The sequence below is a fragment of the Microvirga alba genome (genome assembly GCF_015694465.1).
GTDB lineage: Bacteria > Pseudomonadota > Alphaproteobacteria > Rhizobiales > Beijerinckiaceae > Microvirga > Microvirga alba.
In genome coordinates this window covers 313065-334113 of the sequence record NZ_JADQDO010000003.1, presented here as the reverse complement: position 1 = coordinate 334113, position 21049 = coordinate 313065, and the positions used below count along the sequence as shown (strand labels likewise).

21 protein-coding genes are annotated in these 21049 nt (G+C 61.9%); 13 read left to right on the top strand and 8 right to left on the bottom strand.

The window, feature by feature from the left end; all coding sequences use genetic code 11:
- Nucleotides 1-29: 29 nt before the first annotated feature.
- A complete protein-coding gene (locus I2H38_RS09760; RefSeq protein ID WP_196271647.1) occupies nucleotides 30-755 on the bottom strand; it encodes a GntR family transcriptional regulator in 726 nt (241 codons plus the stop codon).
- 125 nt (nucleotides 756-880) lie between these two features.
- On the opposite strand from I2H38_RS09760, the gene uxaC reads away from it, so the two are divergent.
- The 9 genes from uxaC to I2H38_RS09715 all read left to right on the top strand — a co-directional run bounded on the left by uxaC (nucleotide 881) and on the right by I2H38_RS09715 (nucleotide 12238).
- Complete coding sequence (gene uxaC / locus I2H38_RS09755; RefSeq protein ID WP_196271646.1) at nucleotides 881-2284, top strand: glucuronate isomerase; 1404 nt, start codon at nucleotides 881-883, stop codon at nucleotides 2282-2284.
- 50 nt (nucleotides 2285-2334) lie between these two features.
- The gene (locus tag I2H38_RS09750; RefSeq protein ID WP_196271675.1) at nucleotides 2335-3522 is read left to right on the top strand and encodes an ABC transporter substrate-binding protein; all 1188 of its coding nucleotides are present in this window, start codon (nucleotides 2335-2337) and stop codon (nucleotides 3520-3522) included.
- Nucleotides 3523-3536: 14 nt separating this feature from the next.
- Complete coding sequence (locus tag I2H38_RS09745; RefSeq protein ID WP_196271645.1) at nucleotides 3537-4610, top strand: ABC transporter ATP-binding protein; 1074 nt, start codon at nucleotides 3537-3539, stop codon at nucleotides 4608-4610.
- 11 nt (nucleotides 4611-4621) lie between these two features.
- On the top strand, nucleotides 4622-5527 hold the full coding sequence (locus I2H38_RS09740) for an ABC transporter permease (RefSeq protein WP_196271674.1): 906 nt from the start codon (nucleotides 4622-4624) through the stop codon (nucleotides 5525-5527).
- A gap of 4 nt (nucleotides 5528-5531) precedes the next feature.
- A complete protein-coding gene (locus I2H38_RS09735) occupies nucleotides 5532-6374 on the top strand; it encodes an ABC transporter permease (RefSeq protein WP_196271644.1) in 843 nt (280 codons plus the stop codon).
- A gap of 7 nt (nucleotides 6375-6381) precedes the next feature.
- Nucleotides 6382-7866: a mannitol dehydrogenase family protein gene (locus tag I2H38_RS09730; RefSeq protein ID WP_196271643.1), complete on the top strand. Its 1485-nt coding sequence runs from the start codon at nucleotides 6382-6384 to the stop codon at nucleotides 7864-7866.
- Between the two features lie 19 nt (nucleotides 7867-7885).
- Complete coding sequence (gene manD, locus I2H38_RS09725; RefSeq protein ID WP_196271642.1) at nucleotides 7886-9094, top strand: D-mannonate dehydratase ManD; 1209 nt, start codon at nucleotides 7886-7888, stop codon at nucleotides 9092-9094.
- A gap of 183 nt (nucleotides 9095-9277) precedes the next feature.
- A complete protein-coding gene (locus tag I2H38_RS09720; RefSeq protein ID WP_196271641.1) occupies nucleotides 9278-9571 on the top strand; it encodes an HU family DNA-binding protein in 294 nt (97 codons plus the stop codon).
- A 675-nt stretch (nucleotides 9572-10246) separates the two neighbouring features.
- Nucleotides 10247-12238 (top strand): PAS domain-containing sensor histidine kinase, encoded by a 1992-nt coding sequence (locus tag I2H38_RS09715; protein WP_196271640.1) that lies wholly within the window; start codon nucleotides 10247-10249, stop codon nucleotides 12236-12238.
- Nucleotides 12239-12306: 68 nt separating this feature from the next.
- On the opposite strand, the gene I2H38_RS09710 is transcribed toward I2H38_RS09715, so the two are convergent.
- Both I2H38_RS09710 and I2H38_RS09705 read right to left on the bottom strand, forming a co-directional pair.
- On the bottom strand, nucleotides 12307-12711 hold the full coding sequence (locus I2H38_RS09710) for a GNAT family N-acetyltransferase (RefSeq protein ID WP_196271639.1): 405 nt from the start codon (nucleotides 12709-12711) through the stop codon (nucleotides 12307-12309).
- Between the two features lie 250 nt (nucleotides 12712-12961).
- Nucleotides 12962-13201 carry a hypothetical protein gene (locus I2H38_RS09705; RefSeq protein WP_196271638.1) on the bottom strand — a complete coding sequence of 80 codons (240 nt, stop codon included), beginning with the start codon at nucleotides 13199-13201 and terminating at the stop codon, nucleotides 12962-12964.
- A 364-nt stretch (nucleotides 13202-13565) separates the two neighbouring features.
- Here I2H38_RS09705 and I2H38_RS09700 point away from each other — a divergent pair, with 364 nt between their 5' ends.
- The 4 genes from I2H38_RS09700 (at nucleotide 13566) to cls (ending at nucleotide 16212) form a co-directional block, all read left to right on the top strand.
- Nucleotides 13566-13805, top strand: a complete 240-nt coding sequence (locus I2H38_RS09700) for a hypothetical protein (RefSeq protein WP_196271637.1) — start codon at nucleotides 13566-13568, stop codon at nucleotides 13803-13805.
- A 2-nt stretch (nucleotides 13806-13807) separates the two neighbouring features.
- Complete coding sequence (locus I2H38_RS09695) at nucleotides 13808-14110, top strand: hypothetical protein (protein WP_196271636.1); 303 nt, start codon at nucleotides 13808-13810, stop codon at nucleotides 14108-14110.
- Nucleotides 14111-14113: 3 nt separating this feature from the next.
- Complete coding sequence (locus tag I2H38_RS09690; RefSeq protein ID WP_196271635.1) at nucleotides 14114-14617, top strand: phage holin family protein; 504 nt, start codon at nucleotides 14114-14116, stop codon at nucleotides 14615-14617.
- Between the two features lie 158 nt (nucleotides 14618-14775).
- On the top strand, nucleotides 14776-16212 hold the full coding sequence (cls, locus tag I2H38_RS09685) for a cardiolipin synthase (protein ID WP_196271634.1): 1437 nt from the start codon (nucleotides 14776-14778) through the stop codon (nucleotides 16210-16212).
- A 233-nt stretch (nucleotides 16213-16445) separates the two neighbouring features.
- Here the strand turns inward: cls and I2H38_RS09680 are convergent, their stop codons facing one another.
- The 5 genes from I2H38_RS09680 to dapF all read right to left on the bottom strand — a co-directional run bounded on the left by I2H38_RS09680 (nucleotide 16446) and on the right by dapF (nucleotide 21016).
- Nucleotides 16446-18251, bottom strand: a complete 1806-nt coding sequence (locus I2H38_RS09680; protein ID WP_196271633.1) for a DEAD/DEAH box helicase — start codon at nucleotides 18249-18251, stop codon at nucleotides 16446-16448.
- A 157-nt stretch (nucleotides 18252-18408) separates the two neighbouring features.
- A complete protein-coding gene (locus I2H38_RS09675; protein WP_196271632.1) occupies nucleotides 18409-18729 on the bottom strand; it encodes a hypothetical protein in 321 nt (106 codons plus the stop codon).
- A gap of 61 nt (nucleotides 18730-18790) precedes the next feature.
- A complete protein-coding gene (locus I2H38_RS09670; protein ID WP_196271631.1) occupies nucleotides 18791-19273 on the bottom strand; it encodes a ribonuclease H family protein in 483 nt (160 codons plus the stop codon).
- Nucleotides 19270-20103, bottom strand: a complete 834-nt coding sequence (locus I2H38_RS09665; RefSeq protein ID WP_196271630.1) for an exonuclease domain-containing protein — start codon at nucleotides 20101-20103, stop codon at nucleotides 19270-19272. Before I2H38_RS09665 ends, I2H38_RS09670 begins: the two co-directional genes overlap by 4 nt.
- A gap of 103 nt (nucleotides 20104-20206) precedes the next feature.
- Entirely contained in the window at nucleotides 20207-21016 is an 810-nt protein-coding gene (gene dapF, locus I2H38_RS09660; RefSeq protein ID WP_196271629.1) for a diaminopimelate epimerase, read from the bottom strand.
- Between the last annotated feature and the right edge of the window lie 33 nt (nucleotides 21017-21049).

The following is a 21049-nucleotide window of genomic DNA, read 5'->3' as shown; positions in this document are numbered from 1 at the left end:
CATATCGATTGGTCAGAGGCACGAAATGCCTATGCGCTCAAGGCAGTCGCTGATGCCTCGGGTTCCGTTTCGAAAAGATCCGGATGCTGCGACGCGAGCTCCGGCAGGGACCGCAAAATTTCGCTCAGGTGCTGGCGCATGGCTTGCTCCGCTGCCACAGGATCGCCCGCCTTGATCGCATCCACGATGAGGACGTGTTGAGCCACCACGATATGTCGCGGCGTTGCCTGCGCCATGTCGAGGAACCGCACCCGATCCATCTGGGGCTTGACGTCCTCGATCATCTGCCATGCCGCCGGGCGACCCGCGGCTTCGGCGAGGAGACGGTGAAACTCTTCGTCCAGTTCCAGAAACTCTTCCGTGGTCTTAGCGCGCTGGGCGCGACGTTGCCGTGCCAGACTTGCGTTCAATTCAGCGAGGATCTCGGAATTGGCCTTCAGCGCCGCCTCCCGGACGACCGCCGTTTCCACGGCCTCCCGAATGAAGCGCGCGTCTTCGACGCCCGCGCGCGAGATTTTCACCACCTGGGTTCCGCGCTGAGGCAGGACGCGCACGAGGCCGGCCTCGCTTAACTTGATCAAAGCCTCGCGGACCGGAGACCGGCTCACTCCGAAGCGGTCCGCGAGATCCTGCTCAGACAGCATTTCGCCCGGCGACAATTGCATCGTCACGATGGCCCGGCGGAGCGCGCGGGTCACCTGGCGCGCCATGGGCTCCCGGCTGATTCCCAGCTTCGTAAGGGTTCTTTCGTTCATAAGTAGCACACTACCATACTAGTAGACCATTGCAAAGGAGCGCGTCTGGCTCTAAGCTTCTGCATCGTAGGCGCTCGAAACCGATCGAAAAACAAGTCGGAATGAAGCGTCGAGGGAGTGACGCCATGCTGATCCAGCCGGACCGGCTCTTTCCTGCCGAGCCATCGAGCCGCGCCGTCGCGCGGCGGCTTTATGATGCTGTCAGGAATCTGCCGATTGTCTCGCCGCATGGCCACACGGACCCGCGCTGGTATGCGCAGAACGAGCCGTTCCCCGATCCGGCAACGCTCTTCGTCATTCCCGATCACTACATTTTCCGGATGCTTTACAGCCAAGGTGTCAGCCTGGAGGATCTGGGCGTTCCGACAAGGGGTGGCAGCCCTGTCGAGCGCGATGCGCGCAAGATCTGGCACCGCTTTGCCGCCCATTATCATCTCTTTCGCGGAACGCCGACACGCGCGTGGCTCGACCATACATTCGCAACGCTTTTCGGCTTTACAGAGCGGCTGTCGCCCAAGACCGCGGACGATTATTTCGACCGGATCGATATGGCCCTTCGGACGCCTGAGTTCCGGCCCCGTGCTCTGTTCGAACGATTCCGGATCGAGGTCATCGCCACGACGGAAAGCCCGCTCGATCCGCTCAAGTCTCACGAGACCATCCGGCAATCGGGCTGGAATGGGCGCGTGATCACGGCTTATCGCCCCGATCCGGTGATCGATCCGGATTTCGAGGGCTTCGGGGACAACCTCGTTCGCTTCGGCGAGATCACGGGCTGCGATACTCTCTCATGGGACGGGTATCTGGAGGCGCACCGGAAGCGCCGCGCTTTCTTTCGCGATCATGGCGCGACCTCGACTGATCACGGGCATCCCACAGCACGCACGGCGGATTTGCCGCGAGCCGAGACCGAGGCCCTGTTCCGCAAGGTTTCCACGGGTGTGGTCAGCGCCGACGAGGCCGAACTCTTCCGCGCGCAGATGCTGACCGAGATGGCGGCCATGAGCGTCGAAGACGGCATGGTAATGCAGATCCATCCGGGCTCGTTCCGCAATCACAACAATGCGCTCTTCGCGCGCTTCGGTCGGGACATGGGGGCGGATATTCCCTCCCGGACGGATTATGTGCGCGCGTTGAAACCGCTTCTCGACCGCTTCGGAAATGAGCGTGATTTCTCGCTGATCGTCTTCACCCTCGATGAGACGAGTTATTCCCGCGAACTGGCACCGCTCGCGGGACATTATCCCGCGCTGAAGCTTGGTCCTGCATGGTGGTTCTTCGATGCCCCCGAGGGCATGCGCCGCTTCCGTGAACTCACCACAGAAACCGCGGGCTTCTACAACACGGTTGGGTTCAACGACGACACGCGAGCTTATCTCTCTATCCCTGCGCGCCATGATGTGGCCCGCCGGGTCGACTGCGCTTTTCTCGCTGATCTCGTGACCACGCATCGTCTCGATGAGGATGAGGCGCACGAGGTGGCTCACGACCTCGCTTATCGCCTCGCCAAAGAGGCCTACAAGCTGTGACTCCGGACATGGTTCACAAGGACCATGCCGCACAGAACGGGAGGAAGATGATGAAGAACCCAATCACCAGACGGACTTTCGTCGGCGGTGTCGCCGGCGCTGCGGGCGTTGCTGCCTTCGGCGGATCGAGTTTCGCGCAATTGGCACTACCGAAGGAGCCGGTGGCGCTCAACGTGATCGACGTCGCCGGCAATCTCGCCCTGACGCAGAAAGCCATCGAGAATTACCGCAAGGCCAAGCCGAACCTCGTCTCGCGCATCACCTTCACGAAGGCGCCGGCCCCAGAACTCGCAGGCAAGATCAAGGCGCAGCAGGATGCGGGCCGCGTCGATATCGATCTCGTGCTCACCGGCACCGATGCGCTCTCCGCCGGCATCGACCAGAAGCTCTGGGTGGACCTGCTGCCGACGCATGCGGGCGCATTGCCGAAGCTCGACGACATCTATCTTCCGGCCGCCGCCAAAATGCAGACGCTGGCCAAAGGCCAGGGCGTCGTCGTGACGTACTATCCGTCCGGTCCGCTGCTCGAATACATGCCCAACAAGGTGCAGACGCCGCCGACGACGGCGCAGGAACTGCTCGCTTGGGCGAAGGCCAATCCGAACCGGCTGATCTATGCCCGGCCTGCCAATTCGGGCCCCGGCCGTACCTTCATCATGGGCTTGCCGTACATTCTCGGCGACAGCAATCCGCAGGATCCCGCGAAGGGCTGGGACAAGACCTGGGCCTATCTGAAGGAGCTTGGGCAGTACATCGAATATTACCCGTCGGGCACCGGCGCGGTGATGAAGGAACTCGGCGAAGGCTCGCGCGACATGACCGTGTCGACGACCGGCTGGGACATCAACCCGCGCGTTCTCGGCGTCGTGCCGAAGGAAGCGAAAGTCGCGGCGCTCAAGGGTTTCCATTGGGTGGCGGACGCTCACTACATGTGCGTGCCGAAGGGGCTGTCGAATGAGAAGCTGGCGGTCCTGATCGACCTGATGAACTTCCTGCTCACCAAGGAGCAGCAGGCCTATACCTACGACGAGGGCTACTTCTATCCGGGTCCGGCCGTGAAGGGCGTGACCCTCGATATGGCTCCGGCCGAAAGCCAGGCCGCGATCAAGGAGTTCGGACGTCCCGAATACGAGAAGTGGATCGCAGAGAACCCGATCGAGTTGCCGCTCCAGCCGGACCAGATGGTCGTCGCCTTCCGCATCTGGGACGAGCAGGTCGGCGGATCGAAGCGTAAGTAACCAAAGGACCCGCGATGACTATTGCTCTTTCACAGTTCGACGAGGTCCGGCTCGATCATGTCAGCCGCGACTTCGGTGCGCTCAACGCCCTGCGCGACATCAACCTGACGATCCGGCGGCGCGAATTCATTGCGCTGCTCGGGCCCTCGGGTTGCGGCAAGTCGACGACGCTGAACTGCATCGCGGGTCTTTTGCCTGTCACGGGTGGCGCGATCTGGCTCGACAAGAGTCGGGTCGACACCTTGCGGCCGGAGGAGCGTGGGTTCGGAATGGTATTCCAGAACTACGCGCTCTTCCCGCACCTGAACGTGCGCCAGAATATCGGCTTCGGCCTGAAGATGCGCGGCACTCCGAAAGCGGAGATGGAGCGCAAGGTGGACGAGGCGCTGCGTCTCGTGCGCCTGCAGGGCCAGGAGAACAAGCTTCCCGGGCAGCTCTCCGGCGGCCAGCAGCAGCGCGTGGCGATTGCCCGCGCCATCGTCATCGAGCCGCCCCTCGTCCTGATGGATGAGCCTTTGTCCAATCTCGATGCGAAACTGCGCCTCGAGATGCGTGCTGAAATCCGGCGCATCCACAATGAACTCGGAGCCACGACGATCTATGTGACTCACGATCAGGATGAAGCCCTGTCATTGGCCGACCGGATCGTGGTGCTGCGCGATGGCGTGATCCGTCAGGTCGGCACACCGAAGGAGCTTTATGAGGCTCCGGCCCATCTCGACGTCGCCGATTTCATGGGGTTCCGCAACAAGCTGAAGGGGCGCGTCCTCTCTCATGAAAACGGCCGCGCCGTGATCGATGTGGAAGGCGCGAAGGTCAGCGGCATCGCCCGCGAAAAACTGGCGGTCGGCGCACCCGCCTTCGCCGCGATCCGGCCCGACGATCTCGTCGCCGGTGAGCCGGGGCCAAATGCACTCGCCGTTACGGTCGACACCATTGAATATCGCGGGCGCGAATTCGTGGGCACGGCCCGTTCCGCCGGTGGGCTCGATTTCGTGTTCCGATCTCACCTCGCCGTCGAGCCTGGGGCCGCCATCCATTTGCGGGCCGGTGACGAGCGCATTCTCGTCTTCGCCGAACCTGCTTAGGGGAGGGGATGATGCATCAGGCCCTTGTCCCCACAATCATTCACGGCCCCAGCCTGCGCCAGCGGCTGGCGGCTCGCGGTTTCGACTCTGTGACGTTGCTCGTCCTGCCCGCCGCCATCTTCAGCCTCTGTTTGTTCGTCTATCCCTTCGCCTTCGGTCTCGTTCTGTCTTTCGAACCGAAGAGCGGCGGCTGGCTTGCCAATTACGAGCGGTTCTTCGCAGATTCATTTCTCTACGAGACAATCGCCAAGACCCTGTGGCTCGCCGTTCCGGTCACTCTTCTCAATCTGGTGCTTGCGGTGCCGGTTGCCTTTCGCGTCAGACTCATGCGGCATCAGCGGCTTTTGACGACGATCCTCGTGCTGCCGATCACGCTCGGCACGGTGCTCGTCGCGGAGGGGCTCCTGAACTATCTCGGCCCGCAAGGTTGGCTCAACCGGACCCTGATGACGTTCGGCCTTATCTCGCAGCCGCTGAAGCTCGTTCACAATTACTGGGGCGTCTTCGCCTCGCTTGTGATCACGGGTTTCCCGTTCACGTTCCTGCTGACATTGTCCTACGTCACGGGCATCGATCCGGCTTTGGAGCAAGCGGCCGCGACGCTTGGGGCGAGCGCGTCGCAGCGTTTCCGCCATATCTATCTGCCCCTCTTGATGCCGGGCTTTGCCATCACGTTCTGTCTGTCCTTCGTGCAGGCCTTCTCGGTCTTCCCGTCGGCGGTGCTCCTTGGGGCGCCCGCTGGACCGACACGGGTGATTTCGATTGCGGCCTACCAGGCGGCGTTCGAGGAATACGATTACTCCATGGCGTCTGCCATCGCGATGATCATGGGCTTCGTTCAGCTCGCCATCGTCGTTGGGGTGCTCGCCTCGCGCGGCCTGTTCTACCGCGGTCCCGCCAGCGGCGCGAAAGGATGACACGATGATCCGCGACACCACACTCGGCGCGAAGCTTTGGGCGGCGGCCATCTGGGCGCTGGTCGGCTTCTTCGTCCTCAATCTCTTCGCCATGATCGGCACGGTGGTGACGAGTTCGTTTGCCACCCGCTGGCTCGGCACTTGGCTGCCGATTGGCTGGACCACGCGCTGGTACGATTCCGCCTGGAGCGAGTTTCAGCTCGGGGATGTCCTCATCGTCACCTTCCAGGTTGTCGGTGCGGTGGTCCTGATCTCCGGCGTGTTGGGCGTCACGGCGGCTTACGCGCTCGCTAGGCGCGACTTTCCGGGCAAGCGTCTCCTGGTGCTGCTCTTTCTGTTGCCCCTTCTGATCCCGCCGATCACCTTCGGCATCCCGCTCGCGACGGTTCTCTATCGGACGGGCCTCGCCGGCACCTTCTGGGGCGTCGTCGCCGCCAATCTCGTGCCCACGGTCCCCTTCGTGATCCTCGTCATGATCCCCTTCATCGAGCAGATCGATCCAAAGATCGAGGCAGCGGCGCGCGTATTTGGCGCCAATACCTTCAAACTCTTCGTTCACGTGCTGATGCCGCTGCTCCTGCCGGGCATTCTCGCGGCGTTGCTCCTCGTGCTGGTGCGCACCATCGCCATGTTCGAGTTGACCTTCCTGGTGGCCGGACCCACGAGTCAGACCCTCGTCGTGGCGCTCTACTATGCGGTCTTCGCGGCGGGTGTGCGGGCGGTGCAATCCATTGATGCCATGGCGGTGATCTACATGGTGACGACGCTCATCTGGCTCATCATTGCGCTCCGCTTCGTCAACCCGACGCAGATCGTGACCCGCGCGAAGCAGCAACCGGCTCATTGAGGATTTGATGGCGAAGCGATTGAACGAAGCCGGTCTAGCGGACCTTCCGGCGTCAGTGCGGCGTCCGGATTATGACCGCTCGCGGATCGCGACCGGGATCGTGCATCTCGGTGTCGGCGCGTTTCACCGGGCCCATCAGGCCGTCTATACGGATGACGTTCTCTCTCGCGATCCGCGCTGGGGAATTGTCGCCGCGAGCCTTCGCAGTTCGGATACCTCTGATGCGCTGGAGCCGCAGGACGGCCTCTATACGCTCTCCGTTCGCTCCAGCGCGGGCGAGGCGCTTCGTGTCATCGGCTCGATTTCACGGATCATCGTCGCACCGCAAGCGCTGGAGGACCTTCTCGGCATCATGGCCGATGCCAACACGCGCATCGTCTCCCTGACCGTGACCGAAAAGGGTTATTGCCATGATCCGGCAACGGGTGCGCTCAACGAAGGACATCCGGATATCGTGCATGACCTCGCGAACCCTCAGCGGCCCAAATCCGCTCCGGGTCTGATCGTCGAGGCACTGCGCCGCCGCCGCTCTGCCGGCGTGCCGCCGTTCACGGTGCTGACCTGCGACAACCTTCCGTCCAATGGGCGCACGGTGAAGCGCGTTCTCGCACGCTATGCCGAATGCATCGATCCCGATCTGGGGCGTTGGGTTGAAAGCGACGTCGCCTGCCCGTCGACCATGGTGGATCGGATCGTGCCCGCCACCACGGACGAAGATCGCGCGAGGATCAGCGAACGGCTTGGCGCAACCGACGCGTGGCCGGTCGTGACTGAGCCGTTCACCCAATGGGTCATCGAGGATAACTTCCCGCAGGGGCGTCCGGCCTGGGAGGAAGCGGGGGCGGAATTCGTCGCCGATGTCGAGCCCTACGAGCACATGAAGCTCAGGCTTCTCAACGGCAGTCATTCGACACTCGCCTATCTCGGCTATCTCGCGGGATATGAAACCGTAGCGGAGGCCATGGCCGATCCCGCTTACGAGCGGCTGATCCAGGGCCTGATGGACGAGGAAGTCACTCCGACGCTCCACATGCCTCCCGGGGCCGATCTCACGTCCTACAAACGAGCGCTGATCGAGCGGTTCAAGAATCCGGCCCTGAAGCACCGCACCTGGCAGATCGCCATGGATGGTTCGCAGAAATTGCCGCAACGGCTCCTTGGAACCGTGCGCGACCGGCTGCGCGCCAATGCATCCATCCATCGGCTGGCCCTCGGGGTTGCCGCATGGATGCGATATGTCACCGGCATCAATGAAACCGGCGTTCCAATCGATGTGCGTGATCCCATGGCTTCGCATCTGCGCATCTTGGCCGACAGAGCCGACGACTCCCCGGAGCGACTCGCGAGCGAACTCTTCGCCGTGCGCGAAATCTTCGGAGACGATCTGCCGGCGGATCCGCGTTTCACGCGCACGGTGACCGCCGCATTGAGCCGTCTTTACGCGAACGGCGCCAAGCGCACCGTCGCCGAATTCCCATCAACCACAGACTGACGAACTTTCGGGAACGACCATGAAGATCGAAAAAGCCTATTGCATCGTGACGTGCCCGGGCCGGAATTTCGTCACGCTCAAGATTGTCACCGATGAAGGCGTGTACGGGATCGGCGACGCGACGCTCAATGGACGGGAGCTCGCAGTCTCCGCCTACCTCGAAGAACATGTCATCCCCTGCCTGATCGGCCGCGATCCGCAGCAGATCGAGGATATCTGGCAATATCTCGCCAAAGGGGCCTATTGGCGGCGCGGGCCCGTCACCATGTCGGCCATCGCAGCTGTGGACATGGCGCTCTGGGACATCAAGGCGAAGATCGCTGGCCTGCCGCTCTATCAGCTGCTTGGCGGAAAGAGCCGTTCCGGCGTCATGGTCTATGGCCATGCCAACGGCCGCGACATTCCGGAAACGCTCGATGCTGTCGGGCATTATCTCGAACTCGGCTACAAGGCCGTGCGGGCGCAGGCCGGCGTTCCGGGGCTTGATACCGCCTATGGCATCGCGCGCGGCAAGCTGTTTTATGAACCTGCCACCAAGGGCCTGCCGGAGGAGCAGATCTGGTCGACCGAGAAATATCTGAATTTCGCACCCAAGCTCTTCGAGGCGGTTCGGGTGGCTCACGGTCCCGATTTTCATCTCCTCCACGACGTGCATCATCGCCTCACGCCCATCGAAGCGGCGCGGCTGGGCAAGAGCCTCGAGCCGTACCATCTCTTCTGGATGGAGGACCCGACGCCGGCGGAGAACCAGGAGGCCTTGAAGCTCATTCGCCAGCACACGGTCACGCCCATCGCGATCGGCGAGATCTTCAATTCGATCCATGATTGCCGCGAGCTGATTCAAAACCAGCTCATCGACTACATCCGCACCACGGTCGTTCGGGCTGGCGGTATTACCCAGCTGCGTAAGATCGCGGCGCTCGCCGAGCTCTATCAGGTTCGGACCGGCTCTCATGGGGCGACCGACCTCTCCCCCGTCTGCATGGGATCGGCGCTTCATTTCGATCTCTGGGTGCCGAATTTCGGCATCCAGGAATACATGCGACACACCCCGGAAACCGACGAAGTGTTCCCCCACGCCTATACCTTCGCGGATGGATACCTGTATCCCGGCGACGTGCCGGGCCACGGCGTCGACATCGACGAGAAGCTGGCGGCGAAATACCCCTATGAGCGCGCCTACCTGCCCGTAGCCCGCCTCCAGGATGGAACGATGTGGAGCTGGTGACGGGGAAGCCGCGAGCAGGGCTAGGTCCCGACGGGTGCTACGCCAAAGTCCAATTGCGGTTGTGTAAGTTTATAAATCTCATCTTGACGTCGTGCTTCTAGACGTGCGACGGCGGCGAAGGTCATAATCTTACTGGAAAAGGGCCTGTTCTCCAGGCTTTCCATAAGCAGCAAAGGGGATACCATGAACAAAAATGAGCTGATTGAGCATATCGCTCAGGAATACGAACTGACGAAGACCTTCGCCAAGGATCTCGTCGAGAACGTGTTCCAGTCGATCACGGACGCGGTTCACAAGGGTGAAGAAGTTTCGATCTTCGGCTTCGGCAAATTCAAGCTCACCGAGCGTAAGGCCCGCAAGGGACGCAATCCTCAGACTGGCGAGGCCATCAAGATCGCTGCCTCCAAGAACGTCAAGTTCGAGCAGGCCAAGGCTTTGAAAGAGCTGGTCAACACGAAGCGTCGCGCCCGGAAATAAAGGCCGACAGCTTGATTGCCAGTTTTGGCTGATGAAACCGGGTGCCGCAGAGGCGATGCCCGGTTTTTTTTGACCGGAGGTCGGCGCGCCTCGGGAAAAGACTTAAAGGATCCTGTTGAAGCAGGGTACGTATAGCGTTGTATTGCAATATCGTCTTTCCGACTCCCTATCGTTGTCGGAAAAATTCTCTCGTCGAAGGGTAGCTTATTCAGGCGATCTCAAAATAAGAGTGCTCGCATCTATCGTATATAATTTCTACGTTCCACGTTCTGAATTCTATTTAACTTCCCGAAGCTGTCTTGGCATTGGGTATGAGCGCTTGTGGCGTGAGAGGCGGTGTACCGAAAAGGCCGCCGCCGCGGATTTCCATTGCATGAGACGGCCGGCGAATGCCGCTTTTAATGTCATTACGTTTCGTTATATGATAGCACATTCACCGCGCGCCGCGCTTGGGCGCGCGGGTGCGGTGCGAGGCATGAACAGGTCGAAAATGGCCGTAGAAATTTCCAACGAGTCGGGATGGGCTGAGAAGCTGCCCGGACGACAATTGGTCGTGGGGCGCTTGGGCTCTCACATTTTCGAGAAACAGCGATTCGGGTGGCGCGCCTGCCGAAACCTCGCTTCTAGAAACGACCGGCCAAGCACGGCATGCCCTCAAGCACATGAGCCTTCCTCATGAACACTAGGGCGAACGCCGTTGCTCCGGAGGGCGCTGACAGCATGAGTGCGCTCATGCACGCCCATGACTGGGAGGCCACTCCGCTTGGCGATCCGGCAACGTGGCCGCAATCTTTAAGGACCCTGGTTGGCGTCATGCTGGGGTCACGCCAACCCATGTTCCTGGTTTGGGGCAGTCAGCGTCTGATGCTCTACAACGACGGATATGCCCAGCTCCTCGGGCCGCGGCATCCCGATGCCCTCGGCCGCCCCTTTGCGGCTGTCTGGCCTGAAAATGTCGGGACGATCGGGCCTGTCATGGATAGAGCCTATGCCGGCAAGGCCTGGGGTGACGATGACATCACGTTCGTCATGCAACCTGGCGACTATCTGGAGGGGGCGCATTTTGCTTTCTCCGGTACGCCTGTACCCGACGGCGACGGTCGGATCGTCGGTCTCTTCTGCGCTTGCATGAAGACGCCGGATCAGGTGCTTGCCGAGCGCCATTTGAAATTTCGATTGGAACTCGACGAGCGCTTGCGGCATCTCGTGGAACCGCATGAGGTCATGGCTGTCGCAGCCGAGATGCTGGGGCATCACTTACGCGCATCCCGCGTCAATTACGGCTATGTCACCGACACACCCACAGGCGAGCTTTTCACGGTCGAGCGCGACTGGACCGACGGCAACGCGCCGAGCCTCGTCGGTCAATACCGTGTCGAAGATTTCGGTGAACCTCTGATCCGCGAGTTGAAGGCGGGACGCACCATGCGCCTCAGGGACGCGCTCGACGACGAGCTGACCGCCGGAGATGGAATTGCGGCCACCTATATCGCGATCGGGGCGCGCTCCGGCATCACGGTGCCGCTCCTCAAGGGCGGTCGGGTCGCTGCGGCATTGCTGGTTCATCAGGTAGAACCGCGCGATTGGCGCGATGACGAAGAGGTCCTGGCGCAGCAGGTCGCGGAGCGGACTTGGGACGCCGTCGAGCGCGCTCTGGCAGAAAAGGCATTGCGTCAAAGCGAGGGCCGATCCCGCGATATTCTGGAAAGCATCCATGATGCCTTCTATGCCGTCGATCCCGAGTGGCGGTTCACTTACGTGAACCGTAAGACCGAGGAATTGTGGGGGCGCCGGAGAGAAGAGCTGATGGGACGGGTCTTCTGGGACGAGTTTCCGGATGCCGTCGGCAGCGAACCCTACCGGGCCCACATTAACGCCATGCGGAGCAGGCATCCGATCCAGTTGGAAAGCCTGTCGTCCCTGGATCACCGGTGGCTGGATATCAGCATTTTTCCAACGGCCGACGGCGGACTCTCGGTCTATTTCCGCGATATTACCGAGCGTAAACGGGCCGAGGCCCACCGCGAGCTTCTCCTCAATGAGTTGAACCACCGCGTGAAGAATACGCTCGCCACCGTCCAATCCATATCGTCTCAGACGCTACGGAACGCAGATGTCACCGGAGAAGCGCGGGCGGCGCTCGAATCGCGGCTGTTTTCACTCTCCCGTGCGCACGACATTCTCACGCAGCAAAATTGGGAAGGGGCTGCCCTCGGGGAGATTGTGGCGCGAGCGCTCGAGCCCTATCGAGGCGAGCGCGAGAGCCGGCTCCACAGTTCAGGACCGGAGGTCCGCCTTTTGCCGCGCGCGGCGCTTGCCATCGCAATGGCTCTGCAGGAACTTGCCACGAACGCCGTCAAATATGGAGCCCTGTCGAACGAGGTCGGCACGGTCGATATTCGCTGGTCGCTCGATCACGAAGCCCAGCCGCCGCTCTTGTCTCTCATCTGGGAAGAGGCAGGCGGTCCATCCGTCCAGCCTCCGCAGCGGCGAGGTTTCGGGGTGCGGCTTATCGAGCGCAGTTTGGTTCAAGATCTGCAGGGCAGAGCGCAAATAGACTTCGCCCCCTCGGGCGTTGTCTGCAAAGTGGACATCCCACTGCTCCCGCAAGCGGACGGGTTTCCTTCATACACAAAGGTGCTGGAGCGGCTTGCCCTATCCGCATGACACGCATCGCTCTTCACTTCCGGCCCCGTTCAAGCGGGCCGCGGGCACTTCGCCGAAGCGAGGAGGCGCTATCTTTGATGGAAGAGCAGGGACGATGAGCCCTTGATAAAGCCGAGCTTTTCGTAGAACGCAATCAGCCGATCGGGACAGTAAAGCTCGAAGCTGCGCACCTTTCGCAGCGACTCGTGGCTGATGATCCGCTTGACGATGGCCTGCCCGATCCCTCGTCCTCGAAAGTCGGAATGAACGATCACGTCGAAGATGAAGGCCTTGAAGGTGTAGTCGGTGAGGACTCGTGCGAAGCCGATCAACTGCCCGTCACTCGCGCAGCAACCCAGGACAATGTCTGAATGCGCGAGCATGTGCACGACGTCGTCAAAGGGCCGCTCCTTCGTCCACCACTCCTTCCGATAGAGATCGAACAACTCCCGCCCTCGATCCGATTCAAAGCGCTCGATCCATTGATATTCCATGCCAGCCCCGCGAGGTCGTTCAGCGACAGCGGCGCCCGACCGATTGTCCTGAGACAATCTGCCGACGTGGGGAGTTATTCGCAATGGTCGAAAAGAAATGCCCGTGGTTCGGACGATGTGACGATCTTTGACGCCTGATGGTGGGCGATCGCAATGGCAGGCGGATGTTTTATTTGCCGTCTATGGGGGCGCTGCGATTGGGCTCTCGTCTGGCCCTCATGGCCAGAGCGATCCCTCTTGAGCGGCGCGATCAGTTGAGCGCGTGGGTCGGCGCATTGCCCATCAACGCGGCACGTGCAGCCAGCAGCAGGGCTTCACCCAACTCAAGCGCGTGTTCAGGCGTCATCGCCACAGGCATTTGATGCCGGATGCCTTGCGCGAATTCGGCCGGGGTCTTGGCCAATTCGATCACCATCATGGCGTCGCGGCCGTCAAGGGTGCCGACCGAGAAGCTGGTGAGGGCGCCGATTCCGTCGAGGTCGTTGGTCATGTGTCTCTCCTGTTGTTCCGTTGCGCCAAGGTTTACTCGCATGCCCCAATGTTGTCTGCTCTCCGGCCATAGAGTGGATAATATTACCTTGTCGTTTTTTCTTATTTTCTTTGCCTTCCGCAATGGAATTCGCCTCTCATTCCTGATCCCGGCTGGGCCGTGACTTGACCGGGATCAATGTCCTGCGGTGCAATGGGGCATAGAAGCTCGACGGCTGTCGGGGCGGCCTTGTCATTCGGGAGTCGCGGACGAAAATCTTAAACATTGGCCGAAAAGCCCGGATCGGTTTAGTGATACCCCGACCGCTCCGCACGGCCAGTTCCTTCTCCACTTCGGGACCAGTGAGGCTCCCAGAAAGGACGAGATGATGCCGGATTTCTCCAAGCTCTATGAGGACCTGAAGCGCACGCGCGACGAGATCAAGCTCAAGATCCACCTCGGCTCCAAGGATCTTCGGGACGAATGGTCGGATCTCGAAAAGCGCTGGTCCGCGTTCGAGAATAAGGCAGAGCTAGAGCGCAGCACGAAGGACGTGAGCGACGCCGTCAAGACGCTCGGTTCAGAGCTCAAAGATGCCTTCACCCGGGTTCGCAAGGCGCTTTAGCGATGGCTGGCCCGATACCCGTTCATGAGGAACTCAGCGCTTTGCAGGCAGAACTCCACAAAGCGCCGAAATCTGAAACCCGCCGTTCGAGTGGCCGGACAGCCTCGGCGGCCGAGAATCGTCCAGAGGCGGCCGGATCGGGGGCGTTTGCAGAGCAACTCGAAGCGCAGATGAGCGATCTCGGCGATGCCCTGTCCGGATACACGGGCAGCGCCGAGGATTTCATCGTCAAGCATCCACTCGTGTCCATTCTGACGGCTTTCGCGTTGGGCGTCGCGATCGGCCGGGTGATGGGGAGAGATTAGACCATGATGGACAGTGTCACGCGTAACCTTCGCGTCCTGTGGCGGGCCGAATCGATCATTGCCGATATTCGTCTCCGGCAGTTGATGACCCGCTCTAGCCTGAGAGGCGCGGCGGCTCTTCTCGGCGTCTTCGCGTTCCTGATGGGCAATCTCGCCGTGTTCTTCGCGCTTCAGCCATCATGGGGCTCGATCTGGGCTGCGGCGCTCATCGCGCTCGGCAATCTCTTCCTCGCCATTGTTGTTCTGCTGATCGCCGAACGGTCGCGACCGGGGCGGGAGATGGATCTGGCGCTGGAAGTGCGCAATTCGGCGATCCAGGCTCTCGAAGCCGATGCGCAGGTCTTGCAGGAACAATTGAGTGAATTGCGCGACGAGGTGCGGGGCGTCCGGCAGGCGATCGTCGGTTTCGTGCGTCATCCCGTCGATTCCGTTCTGCCTGGACTGCTCGTGCCGCTCGCGGGCGCCATCATCAAGGGCCTCAGGAAGTCGGACGGGGACAAGGCTTGACGATTGTCTCGTCGGCGAAACCTTCGTGCAAAGACGTAGATCGCGGTTCCTCGCAAAACGATGCGCAGACAAAGAGATAGAACATGCATTCTGTTTCCATCAAAAATGCACGTTCCAGGGAGCGAAGGGAACGTGATTGATATGTCGCGGCGGGTGCGATGAGTCTCATCGCGAGCATCTCATGGGCGGAGATCTATCTCGCCTCCGAGTGGATGATCCGGATCGTGATGTTGATCGTTGTGCCGTTCCGGCGCTCGCCGGAGGCGGCGAAGGGTTGGCTGCTGTTCGTCTTCTTCCTGCCCTGGCCGGCGCTGATCGTCTATTTCTTCATTGGCCGTCCCGCCTATCCCAGATGGCGGCGCGAGCGGTTCGCGCGTTTGCCTGTCGTATTCAAGGTGGCATCCGACAGGGTGAGGGAAGTCACCGCCCGGCAGGAGCCGGATCTCCCGGCGAACCTAACCCAGGCTGCGACCCTGATCCAGAATCTCGGGCGCTTCCCAAGCCTCGACGGCAACGCGGCCGAATTGCTCACCGACTATGATGGCTCGATCGACCGGCTCGTGGCCGATATCGACAATGCTCGCTCCCACATCCATTTGCTGTTCTACATTTTCGCCAACGATGAGACGGGTTGGAAGGTCATCAGTGCCCTGACGCGCGCGACCGAGCGCGGCGTGACCTGCCGCGTGCTGATCGATGCGCTCGGGTCGCGGCCCTGGTCGGCCAATGTCGTCGATGCGTTGAAAGCGGGTGGGATCTCGGTGCAATTGGTTCTGCCGGTCAGCCTGCTGCGCCCGAAATCGGCCCGCGCGGATCTGCGCAATCACCGCAAGATTGCCGTGATCGACGGTGAAATCGGGTATGTCGGTTCGCAGAATATCGTCAACGCGGACTTCAACGCCGGCGTTACGAACCAGGAGCTCGTGGTGCGGACCGTGGGACCCGTCGTGCTTGAATTGCAGGCGGTGTTCGTCGCGGACTGGTTCCTGGAGACCGAGGAGGTTCTCGATAATCCGACTTTGTTTCCGGAGCCGCGACGCGCGGGAAACAGCGTTGCCCAGGTGCTGCCGAGCGGTCCGGACTATCCCGAGGCAGGCATCGGCCGCCTGATCGAGGCGCTCGTTCACGGTGCACGCAAGCGGGTCGTGATGACGACGCCCTATTTCATTCCGAGCGAACCTTTGCTCAACGCACTGGAAACTGCGGTCTTGCGCGGGGTAGAGGTCCACATCGTTCTATCGCGACCTGTGGATCAGGTGCTCGTGAACCTCGCTCAGAAATCCTACTATACGGAGCTTTTGGAGGCTGGGATCAACATCCACCTCTATCGCGGCAAGCTCCTCCACGCGAAGAATTTGAGCGTCGATAATCGGGTTTCGCTCATCGGCTCGAGCAACATCGATATCAGATCCTTCGTCCTCAACTCCGAGGTCAGCCTGGTCCTGTTCGACCGGGAGACCAACAGGCTGCTTCGTGAGGAGCAGGAACGCTATTTCGCCGCGAGCGAATCCCTGACGCTTGACGCATGGAAGGCCCGGCCGCTTTACGCAAAGGCGACCGAGAACATTGCTCGTCTCATGAGCCCTCTTTTGTGACGCTCCAAATCCGTGAGCGGAGCCCCGCGTCACCCCGGCCGCGCTCAGGCATGGCTATCGCACTCTCGGAGTGCCAGCCGGGATCATCAGGTGTTCGTGGATCACATCGGGTCGTGCCGAACTCGAGTTGATGATGTTTCCTTGAAACACGATCAACTCGAAGCTCTTCATGCCGCATGACTTTTTCAGAAAGGCGAATGCCACCTTCTGAATCAGGGTTTGTGAGTCAGCCGCTAGTCGCGCTTACGTTTATCGGCGAACGGCTTCTTGGGTTTTTTGTGCGGCGGCTTGCCGGGCGGAAACGGCGCTCGGCCCTTCGGACCCTTCTTCGGGCCGTCCCGGTGACCGCCCTCACGTTGCTCGCCGCGGTCGAACTCGGCCGGTTCGATGCGGATATCCTCGTCGTTGGTCTTGCGCACGGCCGAGGCGAATTTCGGGGCGTGGGATTTGGCGATCTGGAACTTGGTCTCACGGTCGAAGATCTTGATCGAGCCGATCTCCTTCTTCGTGACGTGGCCGAGACGGCAGATGATCGGCAGCAGCCAGCGCGGATCGGCGTTGTTGCGGCGGCCGACGCTCATGCGGAACCAGACCATGTCTTCCGAGGCTCCGTAAGCCGCCTCGTCCGATCCCGCGCGGCCGCGCTCTCTCGGAAGGCCACGCTCGCCCTGGGCCCGATCTTCCTGCCGCTCACGCTTGTCCTTGCGCTGGCGCGGTTCGCGCTCCGGCCCCGCATCGAAAATATCCTCGGGAGCGGGAAGCTGCGCCCGGTGGAACCGCACCAGGGCGGTGGCGATCTCCTCGGCGGAGCGTTCCGCCAGAAGCGCCTGGGCCATGCTGAGGTCTTCCTCCGTCGTCTCTTCCGAGAAGGCCGGGTCTTGAATCAGGCGCTGCCGGTCGCGCTGACGGATTTCGTCCGCGGATGGCGGGCCGCCCCAGGTCACGTCGATACCGGCTGAATCGATCAACCGCTCGGCCTTGCGGCGGCGGGTGTAGGGAACGAGCATCACGCAGACGCCCTTACGGCCCGCGCGGCCCGTGCGGCCGCTGCGGTGAAGCAGGGTCTCGTGATCGTTCGGCAGGTCGGCGTGAATGACCAGGCCGAGATCGGGCAGGTCGATGCCGCGCGCAGCAACGTCGGTCGCGACGCAGACGCGGGCGCGCCCATCGCGGAGCGATTGCAGGGCATGGCTGCGCTCGTTCTGGCTCAGCTCACCCGACAAGGCTACTGCCGCAAAGCCCCGTTCGCCGAGGCTCGCCTGCAGGTGCCGCACCGCTTCGCGGGTATGGCAGAACACCATGGCGCCGCGCATTTCGAAGAAACGCAGCACGTTGACGACCGCAAGCTCGACCTCGTTCGGCGCAATACGGACGGCGCGATATTCGATGTCTCCGTGCGGCTGGTTTTCGACCAACGTGTCGATGCGCACCGCGTCGCGCTGATAGCGCCGCGCCAAGGTCGCGATATTCCTGGGGATCGTCGCCGAGAAGAGGAGCGTGCGGCGCTCCTGCGGCGTGGCGTCGAGAATGAACTCGAGATCCTCGCGGAAGCCCAGATCCAGCATCTCGTCGGCTTCGTCGAGCACCGCGACCTTCAGCTTCGAGGTATCGAGGCGGCCGCGCTCCAGGTGGTCGCGCAGACGGCCCGGCGTGCCGACGACGATATGGCACCCATCCGCCAGGGCACGCTGCTCGCGCCGCACATCCATGCCGCCGACGCAGGACGCCACCCGCGCGCCCGCAGGGCCATAGAGCCAGATCAGCTCGCGGTTGACCTGGAGGGCCAACTCGCGGGTCGGGGCAATGATGAGGGCCAGCGGCTCGCGTGGCTGGTCAAACCGCTCCGCGTCGCCGAGCAGGGTCGAAGCCATGGCGAGCCCGTAGGCAACCGTCTTGCCCGAGCCGGTCTGGGCCGAGACGAGGAGGTCCCGGTCCAGGGCTTCCGGCTGGAGCACAGCGGCCTGAACGGGGGTTGGATCTTTGTAGCCCCGATCGGTGAGAGCACGTTCGAGGCTGGCATTTGTCTTAGGAAAGGGCATGGAAGTCCGGCTGAACCGTTTTCTAGAGCGGAATCGCTCTGATTGTGTCAGCGCGTCCGCCCTAGTTTTTTGGGGAGAACATGATTGGTCCGGGCAAACGGCGTTCCGTTTCGCGAGGTCATGCTCAAAGGAGCCTCGTCAGGCTCCGGCCGATTGATCAGTGCGAGGCGGCTTCGTCGTCGATCTCATCGATCGACACCAGGAAAACGACGTCAATATCGAGTTCGTCGTCGCCATCGTCCTCTTCGTCGCCAAGCTCGTCGTCCTCTTCGTCCATGACCTCGTTGAAGGCATCGATTTCTTCTTCCGATGCATTTCGGGTGGTCAAGGCTGCCGAACCGTCCCAGAGCGGGCGACCCTCACTCTTAAACGACAAAAGATCATCTTTGAAGCCGTCACTGAGGAAGAGTTCCTTGGCCTGCTCCTCGTCAGCGTTGGTAACGGCCACAGCCGTTCCGGCAATCTCAAGTGTAAACATGGTTTTTCCTTTATTGGGGCAAATCGATCATAAGCTGGAATGCGCATGACTGCCATTCCGGTCAGCATTTGCCAAGCTGGGAATGGTGCCGCCGGTCTCCTGCGGCCGCTTGTCGGGCTTGCGTATAGGCCAGAGCGTGGGCCTGTTCGTTGCGGATATCACCCGCGTGGCCTTTCAACCAGCTCCAAGTGATGGGGCGTTCATGCATGAGGGCGGCCAACCGCTGCCACAGATCCTTGTTGGCGAGTTTTCCGCCTTTGACGATCCGCCAGCCCCTTGAGCGCCACCAGGGCAGGCGCTCGGTCGCGCCCAGGATCACATATTGGCTGTCGGTATGGATGATGGCGGGAATCAGAGGCGGGAGGGCCTCGAGGGCGCAGATTGCGCCCATCAATTCCATGGCTGTATTCGTCGTGGCGGGGTTTCGACCCACCACCAGCCGCTCCTCGCCCTCGATCAGGATAACGGCGGCGTAGCCGCCCGGAGAGTTCCCGCCGCTGCCGATGCAGGCCCCGTCGGTGTAGATGACGGCCTCCGGTCTCATGCGGAGATCAGTTGCCAGAACTCGGCCTCGCTCACGATGGAAAGGGGGTGGCCGCCGGAAATGAGCCGTTCCGCTTCGCGGACCTTGGAACTCCTCCCGGAGGCGGTTCTCTCAGCACCGACGCAGAGGATGGTGGTTTCGGGGGAGATCGTCGCCCCCACGGTGAAGCCTCGCTCCGCCGCAAGCCGCGTGGCCTCCTGGCGAGTCACCTTCAACCGCCCCGTGAACACGACCGTCTTGCCTGAGAACGGACCACCGCCCGTGCCTTGATGGACGATTGCGGTCCGCAGATGGGAGCGCGCCGCGACCGAGGACACCCAGTCGCTCGCGCTCTTGCCGCTCTCGGTCAGCGCCCGGCGGAAAATATGCGCCGTCGCCATCGCATCCTCGAGGGCATCGTGGTGGCGGAATTCGATGCCGAAATGCTGGGCCAGGTTGCCGAGGGAATAGCCCCGCTTGGCGAATTGGGGCCAGGTCCTCCGAACCACGGTCTGGTTGTCGAGCCAATAGGCCTCGACGTCGGGAAGGTCGTGCTTCTGGCATGCCCTGGCAATCGCGAGCCGGTCGAACGAGCCGTGCGTCACAATGATGCGCTTGTCGAGCAGGGGAGACAGTTCGCCCAGGACCTCGGAGAAGGTCGGGCACCCGGCGACGTGCGCCGGCTCGATGCCGTGAACCTTGATGTTCCAGTAGTCGAAATGGTCCTGCGGGTCGATGAGGCGCGACAGCGTGCCTGCGATTTCCCCGTTCTCGACCAGCACGATGCCCACCTGGCAGATGGAGGCGCTATCGGGATTGGCGGTTTCGAGGTCGAGGACAAGATAATTCATGGGGTCGCTTGTCGTACGGGCGAGTAGCCCTTGTCGAGTCCCAGCGCTGGAGCCTCCGCGACGCAGGCACGGCCGAGAGCACCGGGCGAATGCTGCCGGCGCTCTACTGAAGATCCGCGGAAAGCCGGCCGGAAAAGGCGATGGCGACGGGTCCGATGAGAGTCATGCTCTCATCCTCGTGGATTTCAACCTGAAGAATGCCGCCGGGCATCTCCACCGTGACGCGTTGCGCGTCCGTGAGGCCCCGGCGGCGCGCGGCGAGGACGGCGGCGCAAGCGCCGCTGCCGCAAGCCTGCGTCAGAATTCCCGGGCGCTCCCAGACCACAAGGCGCAGCCGATCCGGGGCGACCACCTCGGCGACGCCGATATTGGCTCCTTCGGGCAGGAAAGGGTCGTTCTGGATCGCGGGAGCCCAGCGCGGGACGTCGATCGCATCGCGGCTTTCGACGAAGCAGACGAGATGCGGGTTGCCGACATTCACCGCCGTCGGCTTTTCGAGGGGGCCGGAGGACAACCCGACCGCGAGCGTGTCGGCCGCGGAGGCGAGCGGGATGCTCTGCCAATCCCAGCGCGGAGAGCTGAGACGGAGCGCAAGCTGATTGCCGGTGGGCTGAGAGCCTTCTATCAGGCCGCCGAGGGTTTCAAGGACCAAGCTTTGCGCGCCGCTTTCCCGCAGCAGCAGCCATGCCACGCAGCGGGTCGCGTTCAGGCATGTCTGCGCTTCTGTGCCGTCCACATTATAGATGCGCATTCGGGCATCCGCGCCGGTGGCGGATGGGTGCTCGATGACGAGAAGCTGGTCGCCGCCGACGCCGAGATGCCGATCGCAGATCAAGCGGATGGCGTCAGGCGCAGGTCTGAACGCCGCTTCGCGGCCATCGACAACGACGAAATCGTTGCCCAAGCCATGCATCTTCAGAAACGGTCGTCCGGAAGGAGTGATCGA